At 60.4% G+C, this 8,200-nt stretch carries 4 protein-coding genes and 1 pseudogene; 4 read left to right on the forward strand and 1 reads right to left on the reverse strand.

Annotated elements, in window-relative coordinates:
• Nucleotides 1-33: 33 nt before the first annotated feature.
• The gene (locus U5805_RS27930) at nucleotides 34-768 is read right to left on the reverse strand and encodes an N-acetylmuramoyl-L-alanine amidase family protein (protein WP_415914682.1); all 735 of its coding nucleotides are present in this window, start codon (nucleotides 766-768) and stop codon (nucleotides 34-36) included.
• 543 nt (nucleotides 769-1,311) lie between these two features.
• Here U5805_RS27930 and U5805_RS27935 point away from each other — a divergent pair.
• From U5805_RS27935 to U5805_RS27950, 4 genes and pseudogenes are all read left to right on the forward strand, one after another.
• Nucleotides 1,312-3,708 (forward strand): DUF2339 domain-containing protein, encoded by a 2,397-nt coding sequence (locus U5805_RS27935; RefSeq protein ID WP_322106747.1) that lies wholly within the window; start codon nucleotides 1,312-1,314, stop codon nucleotides 3,706-3,708.
• On the forward strand, nucleotides 3,690-5,048 hold the full coding sequence (locus tag U5805_RS27940; RefSeq protein ID WP_415914683.1) for a DUF3999 domain-containing protein: 1,359 nt from the start codon (nucleotides 3,690-3,692) through the stop codon (nucleotides 5,046-5,048). The genes U5805_RS27935 and U5805_RS27940 overlap by 19 nt, the downstream gene beginning before the upstream one ends.
• 233 nt (nucleotides 5,049-5,281) lie before the next feature.
• Nucleotides 5,282-7,255, forward strand: a complete 1,974-nt coding sequence (locus U5805_RS27945) for a hypothetical protein (RefSeq protein ID WP_322106749.1) — start codon at nucleotides 5,282-5,284, stop codon at nucleotides 7,253-7,255.
• A 30-nt stretch (nucleotides 7,256-7,285) separates the two neighbouring features.
• Nucleotides 7,286-7,972: pseudogene (locus U5805_RS27950) on the forward strand (DUF3142 domain-containing protein).
• Nucleotides 7,973-8,200 lie beyond the last annotated feature (228 nt).

An 8,200-nucleotide genomic window follows, 5' to 3' on the forward strand; every position in this document is an offset into this window, starting at 1 on the left:
TCCCTGGTTGATTACCTGCATCGCCGCGGAAATTCAATGTGTCTGGCAGGCGTGCACACCGCCTGCAATCGCCGCAGCAAGATGCTGGATGGTGTCGGGCTGGGCCAGCCGCTTCTCCTCGGCGGGATTCGCTATCACGCCCGCTTCGACCAGAACGGCGGGCATCGGGGCCGTTTTCAGTACGACCAGGTTGTCGTAGCGGTGTATGCCGAGCTCGCGATCAATGACGGGGCGGTTCTCGCCGTCGATAGGTGTCGCGTGATAAAGCGATGGATGTTCGCCTGCCGCGAGCAGGCGCCTGCCGATTTCCTTTGCGCAGAGAAGGCTCTCGTTGTAACGCGGATTGCGCTCCGAGACGAAGATTGCGTAGCCGCTGAATTCGCTGCGCCGGCCCGCGTCGATCCATTGCTGCTGAATCGAGTCGTGATGGATCGATATGAAAAAATCGGCATCAGGTGCCGCTTGCGGGCGCGACTCAAGGCTGATCTCCTTGCCGTCAGCGGAGGTTCGTGTAACCCGATCTCCGGTGGCTTCCAGATCTTTTTTCAGCGCGGCGCCGAGATCAAGGTTATAGAGATATTCAACGCGGCCGCTCGCACCTGTTGCACCTGGGTGCCTGGGCGTGTGACCCGAGTCGACAATAATGGAGGCGGCACTACAGGGGAGCGACGCGCAGAACGCGAGCGCAGCGAGAAAGGCTGAAAACGAATGGCCTCGTCGCAGGTTGTAATCGGTCTTGCTACCATCTTGCCGGAGCGCACGAAGCAGCTTTTCCAATGCTCGCCCTTGTTGACCAGACTGTGAAGCGCGCAATCTTGGCATCAGTTCCGACGAATGACAATAAGATTAATTCGAGATAATCGCCGCGAATAGCCAACGGAATTTTTGTGGAATTTTCGAGATTGGTTAAACGTGAATTTGACAATTCCTTAATTGACGATTGCCAGAGTGGGTGGTGAAATCGCGCCAATGCAAGCGATTGCCGATCCCAAACGGATACTGACATATTCATCAAGGTTCCTTCTGTCTGACGGAGTACCTTCGCAGACCCCAGAGCCGCTCGATTTGATGGATTTCATCCCGATATCTTCGACAAGCGTAGTCCGTTGGGCGAAGTAGGGGCCATGCAGGCTCCCGCGACGCCCATGGGGGCGGCTTGTCGTTCTGCCTACGCTGCCCGCTGCATACCGGGAGGCAGCGCGAAAGCTGTCAGATTCGATGCGTTTCGCCTATGGGCCGGCACTGGAAGTCATGAAGCAATGAGCGGGCCGAAGGGGCGGTGCGGGCAATCGCGTAGAGAACAGGCAGAAGTTGATTCTGCTGCACACTCCGGAAATTCCCTGTTCGATAAGCCCCGCAATACGATTGTGTGATGAATCTATCGTTCCTGTTTGCACCATCGTTCTGGTCTGCGCCGCGCAACCCGTATTGGCACAGGCTGATATTGGAAGCCGTATTTGTTCGGACATTGCGGATACGCGCCGACTGCTCGGTCAGGAACTGTCCAGACGCAGGAGCATGGCAAAAGAGAGCGTGCCAAAAATGAATACTTGGCTTGGATCCGTGCTGGGGCTCGTGGCGGGCTTGATAGCCTCGCTGACTTACGACACGCCCGGCGTCGTAACGGCGATGTTTGGCGCCTTGGCTGGTGCTTTCGTCTGCCACATGCTGAAAGTTGGCAGCCGCTCGAAGGAGGAGGCACAAGGTGCCCGCGAGCGGGACCAGGGTCTCGCAGCCGTCAGGGAGCGCGTCGGCCAGCTCGAGATCGACGTCGCGGTGCTCAGGCAGCGTCTGGTGCAAATCGACAGGCCTCGCACGGAGGCGCCGGACGCGCGCGTGCCCAAGCAGGACGCGATCCTGCCAACCGATGTCCGTCCCACCGGGATGCCTGCCATGCCTGGGCAACCGGAGAATTCCGGGCTTGTGGTACCAAAGCGCGCGGTGGCAGTCGCTGGCGAAACAGCAACCGCAGATTTGCGTTCGCCCATTGCGCTCGTGCCTGTGCTGCACTCGCCGCAAGTCGAAGAAGGGCACGTCACGGATTCCGCCGAGCCCGCGACTGATAGCGGCCCCGAGGGCGAACCTGTGCATACGGAGCCCGGGATTTTCGAGAGAGTGTTCCGCGCGGCGACGGGCTGGTTGCTTGGCGGCAATACTGTTGTGTGCGTGGGCATCGTTGTTCTCCTGTTCGGTGTCGCGTTTCTGCTCAAATATGCTGCCGACAACAGCCTTCTGCCTGTCGAATTCCGCCTCGCAGCCGTCGCGGTTGGCGCGACGGCGATGTTGATCGCGGGACAGCGGATCGGTGCGCGCCGCGGTGCCTATGGACTGGTGCTGCAAGGCGGGGGCGTCGGCATTCTTTATCTGATCGTGTTCGCGGCCGCACGGCTCTATTCCTTGCTGCCCACAATGCCTGCGCTCGCCCTGATGATTGTGATCTGTGCGCTAAGCGCGTATCTGGCGGTCCGGCAGGATGCCCGTTCACTCGCCTTCATGGGGAGTGCCGGTGGATTTCTGGCGCCAATCCTCCTGTCGAGCGGTGGTGGAAATCACGTAGCCCTGTTCGGTTACTATGCAATCCTGAATATTGGCATCATTTCCTTTGCCTGGTTCAAGGCATGGCGTCCGCTCAACCTGCTTGGTTTCGTTTTCACTTTCACGATTGGCGCTGCGTGGGGGAGCACGGCTTACCGGTCCGAACTGCTGCGCTCAACCGAGCCATTTCTCGTTCTGTTCTTCCTGATTTACGTCGGGATCGGGCTGCTTTATGCGGTGAAACGTGAGATCGCGCTCAAAAGCTATATCGACGGTACGCTTGTGTTTGGCACGCCGATTGTCGTTGCCGGTCTGCAGGCTGCGCTGGTGCGCAATGTGCCGTTTGGGCTTGCCTGGAGCGCGGTTGTGCTCGCGGCGTTCTATCTTGGCGTAGCGTTGTGGTTGAAGCCGCGGCGGGCACGCCTGGGCCTGCTGTTCGACGCTACGCTCGCGCTTGGTGTCATCTTTGCAACACTCGCATTGCCGTTCGCCTTCTCAGGCCCGACGACGAGCGCCGCGTGGGCTCTCGAAGGCGCGGCGCTGGTCTGGGTGGGTGTGCGAGAAAGACGCCTCCTGCCATTCGGATTTGGCATCGTGACGCAACTGGCGGCAGCGTGCGCATTTGCCGGGTCGGTTACCACGGGCGGCATTGTTGGCGGCTTGCCGGTGCTCAACGGTTCATATATTGCGACCTTGCTGATCGCCCTTGCCGGCCTTTTCACAGGCTGGTGGTTGCACGCTCGCAGCGAGGCCCGTGCGTGGCACGCCTGGATGGGGGAGTGGGGTATCGCGGCTGCGGCATGGGGACTACTCTGGTGGCTGGGCGGCGGTATTGGAGAAATCGTTCGATACGCCGAAGTCCACGCTGGCGCGCATCAACTTCGTTTTGAAACCGATGCGACGCTGCTCTTCGCAGTTGCCACCGCGTGGCTCGCGCACATCGCGCACAGGCGCTTGATCTGGCCGCTTGCTGAATGGGTCGCGCTTGCCCTGGCTCCCGTCTTGACAGTCGCGCTGGTGCGTACTTTCGATGCAGGTGCCGCGCCGCTCTCCGGCCCGGGCGCGCTCGCCTGGCCGCTGGCATTGGCCGGTGCGTACGGGTTGATGCGGCGGCAGGAGCGCGAGGTCGGCGACAAGCTCATGGCACCCTCTACCTGTTGGGTGCGCTCCTGATAAGTGCAAACGCCCATCCTGCTGACGCCGAGACGCGTTTCACACACCGTTTTGCGCTTGAACTCTCAGGCAGTGGCGCGTACTACACGACCATGCTCCCTCAATCTGTCTACGCAGCGAGCCAGCGGGGAGATCTGGGTGATCTGCGTGTGCTTAACGGTGCGGACGAACCGGTACCTTACACGCTTGAAACGGCCGCTCCAGAACTACCGACCTCACGCGTACGCCAGCGGGTCGCCTGGTTCCCGTTACCGACGACCAAGGCAAACACGTCGGCGGCACCACTGGGCGTAACGATTGCCACCGACGGATCGCTGCACGCGGCTGCGCCGTCGGCGCGGCTTGCTACGTCACACGACGACCTGATCGATCTTGGCCGGAGCGAGCCACACGGCGACGCTATCTGGATTCATTTGCGCGACATCGAGTATCAAGGTCGGGTAAGCGTCGAACAGTCCGATGACCTGCGTGACTGGCAGCCGTTGAGCGATGCGCAAGTGCTGCGTCTGACTCATGGCGACAACCGGCTCGTTCAGGAGCGGGTTAGTGTCTCGGGACTGCGTAGTCGCTACTTGCGCTTGCACTGGCTCGACGACGCGCCCGATATCGAGTCGGTCGAACTGGAAACGACGGAGTCGGCGCCGGAGGTCAGCGCTTCAGCCGGGGCGAAAGATGTCGGGGACACCGAACAGTGGCGAAGCGCCGTGCGCGTGCGTGCGGGCCAGTCGCCAGGTGAATACCTGTTCGAGACAGACGGCGCCTATCCCGTCGACGGATTGAGGTTCGGATTGCCGCAACCCAATACGGTGGCCAGCGTGACGATTGACTCGCGCGTCAATGCGCAGCAACCGTGGCAAACGGTACAGTCGGGCACGCTGTTCCGTTTGAGGGGAAAGTTGGGCGAACAAGGCAACGAGCCGCTGACGTTGCCGGCCGATACGGATCGCCAGTGGCGTCTTCAGGTCGATATGCGCAACGGCGGCCTGGGCGGCGGGTTGCCAACGGTTGCCGCGAGGTGGCGGCCGGGGCGGCTGACCTTTGTTGCACGGGGCGATCCGCCGTTCACGCTTGCGGTCGGCAATGCGGCACTCGCTCCGGCGGCCTCGACGCGCGATGCATTGCTCATCAGCAAGTTGTCTGCCGTCATGGCGGCGCGTGTCGGTGCGATGTCGGCGGAGCATGCAAACACGGCTCAGGCCGCGCAGAGGTCAGCCAACCCGGATGCAACGCGGCGATACGTCTTATGGGGCGCCCTGGTGCTCGCAGTTGGTGCGCTGGGCACGTTGGCCGCCCGGCTCGCGCGCGGCGGCGCGGCGCAGGAAAACGGTAAAGATCAGTAGGACGATGTCATAGACGGCCGCGGGCCTTTTCCAGCACGGTCCCGGCGATATGGAGAATTACGTTGTCACTTCGACGCATCATAACTACCCTCGTGGCGATCCTACTTCCTGTTTCGCTCGCTTATGCCAGCTCGGACGATACTTGCGAAACGTCGGCCACGATCCGGCAAAACGACTATTCGTGTGGGGGCTTGCCGATACTGAGCCCCGGCAACGATACGAGAATCAACGCCATGCTGTTGATGGCACGGTCCGAAACGTTCGCGCAATTCCTTCCCGCTCCGGCGAACGTCACGTCCCCGGATCGCATTAGCGAGCTTCCTGTCCCATTCGTGTACGACTTTTCGGGATGGATAGACTACAGTCGCTCGCTGTCCGGTACGTCGAACGACAATGCCACGGATGGTGTCCAGGCGGATCGCTATGCCGATGGAGAAGGCAGTATCTGCCGCAGCATTGCATCAGGAGACAAGGCGTTCTATGAGTCGTTGGACGCCGCGAAGCAGCTTCCTACGGAGGAAGCCATGCGTTTGCGCGCCGCGCGCGCCGACATCGGCAAGGCTTGCGCGAATAGCGGGGCGAGAGTGACATGGACAAAGCCCGCGGGCCTGAAGTCTCCTCTTAGCCAACAGTTTGCCACTTACCTCGATGGTGCGTTCGCGTTTTATCACGGCGATTTCTTCCACGCGACAAACTCATTTGCCAGTGCGTCGCACAGTTCCGATCCTTGGCTAAAGGAGTCCGCGCTTTACATGACCGGCCGCGCCCAACTGAACGCCGACCAGGCGAACGTGTTCGAAGGCGACAGCAATGCGCTGAATCGTTCAGCAGTTGTCAAGGTCTCGCTCGGCGCAGCCGATACGGTCTTCCGCGCCTATCTGCATGTCTACCCTCACGGCCGATATTCGACATCCGCTGCGGGCTTGCAACGACGCGTTGCATGGCTCGGCGGCGACGTCGGACGGCAGTCCGAACTCTATGCCAGGGCGTTTGCGAACTGGTCCCCAGCAACGTCGAACGTCCGGCTCGATCAACTGGCGAACGAACTCGATAGCAAGTTCCTGATGGCGGATATCGAGCCGGGCCGGATCCAGTCTCCCCAGCTGCTCGCGACGCTTGACCTGATGCGCATGCGTGTTCCCTACAGCAAAGATGCGAACAGCCCGAAGCCGATCGCGTTGAACGAGTTGCAGGCGCAGAAGCCACGCTTTGGCGCCGCACCTGCGCTGCACAGCTTCCTGCTCGCGGTGTGGTACGTCTATGTCGGGCATCAGCCGGATCAGGCGCTTGCGCTGCTGCCGCAGACGAGCGACGCTCCGCTCGACTACTTCGGCTTGAGCCAGCAGACGTTGCGCGCCTTTGCACTTGAAGACAGCGGTAAGGCCGAAGATGCACGACAGCTCTGGGCCAGGTTGATACCGCTGGCGACATACCGTTTTCAGCGCGAGGCGCTGGAACTCGCACTCGCCATCAACCTCGAGCAGGCCGGTCTCGTCGATCGTGTCTTTGCGGATGATTCCCTCGTTCAAAACACCGCCATTCGCGCCACACTGCTTCAGCGCGCGGCCGGCGCGAGCCTGCTGAGGGCGCAGGCGCAGAACAGCGCGACACGCGGCGCGCTGCGCGATCTCGCACTCTACACCCTGCTGTACAAAGAGCTGACCCGCGGACACTACCCCGATTTCATCGGGGATCTGGCCTTGATACGGGATAATCCGGCGAAGCCGTTGAAACCCTTCGCAGCGGCCGGCACGGTCGATGACATCGGCTACGCATGTCCGTCCATACGAGACGTGGCGACGATTCTGCAGCGCGATCCTCAGGATCCGAAGGGGCTGAATTGTCTTGGCGAGTTCGTGCGCCGAAATCCCCCCGCATACAGTCTCGTCGAAGATCCGATGGTGTTCCACACCGTGCGGCAACCAGTGACCAGCTACCCGCTAACACTCGGCAGTAGTCCTTCTCAATTTCCGGGTAAAACGTTTGAACGGATGACAAATTATCAGCAGGTCATGAACAATGCGCGGGCTTCGGCGGACGACCGTGCTTACGCGTTCTATCGTGCAATCCGCTGCTTCGCACCGGCTGGTTCGAGTGACTGCGGAGGCGATAACATCTCGCGCGAGACGCGAAAGCGGTGGTTCAATACGCTGAAGTCGACCTATCCACGTAGTCTGGCAGCACAATCACTCAGGTATTACTGGTAAGCGCGAGTGAAGCATCTGCTATGCGGCGGTATGCTGCTGCTGTCCGTACAGGCCGCACTGGCAGGTACTGTGGACGCGACGCAGTATGACGCGTTCTGGATATGGGCGAATGTGAAGCCCCAGGCGGTCTGGCGTAGTGCGCGCACCCTCTACGTGCTTCAGGGGCAGATCGACGCATCGCCGAAAGACGAAACGATCGTGCGCTTCATCGCACAGGGCACGCCGTCGCCGCCTTTGTCCCGTGCCTCAATCTGGCTCGTGTATCGCGCAAATACGTTGCGCTGGACGCCGCGCGTCGAGAAAGTCATGCTGGCACAATTGGCGCGCTGGCGAGCAGAGGGGCATAACGTTGTCGGTGTTCAGATCGATTTCGATGCACATACGCTTCATTTGCAGGACTACATCGATTTTCTGTGCGGTCTGCGTGAGCGTTTGCCCGCCGATTACCGGTTGAGCATTACTGGTCTGCTCGACTGGAGCAGCCGCGTTGACGCCGATCAGGTCAACCAGCTCAAATCCGTTGTCGACGAGGTCGTCGTGCAGACCTATCAGGGTCGCCATACCATTACCAATTACGACGCCTATCTGCCGCGCGTTGGGCGGCTGAAATTGCCCTTCCGGGTCGGGATCGTCCAACGTGGCGAGTGGTAAGCGCCTCGATATCTTGCTGAGAGTCCATGGTTTCGCGGTTACGTGGTCTTTCTGAAAAATGATTGAAATTTTATGATTTTTTTGCTGCGTCCCTTCTCGACTCGAATCAACTGTGGGCTATTGTGCGAAGTTGATCGAGAGATACGGGATTGACGTTAATGTCGATGCCAATACTGCGGCCGTTGGAAGTGCTTTGTCGCATAAGGAACGCAAGCGAGACAAATGCGAGTTAGGTATGGTGAGGGGCCGTTGATCGGCAGCTATGGGAACGCGTGGTACGTCGTCCTGGTCGAG

This window comes from Paraburkholderia sp. J41, assembly GCF_905220235.1.
Taxonomy (GTDB): domain Bacteria; phylum Pseudomonadota; class Gammaproteobacteria; order Burkholderiales; family Burkholderiaceae; genus Paraburkholderia.

Coding starts and splice junctions, on each gene's coding strand:
- U5805_RS27945 (WP_322106749.1), top strand. CDS start 5,282: ATGCTGTTGATGGCACGGTCCGAAACGTTCGCGCAATTCCTTCCCGCT.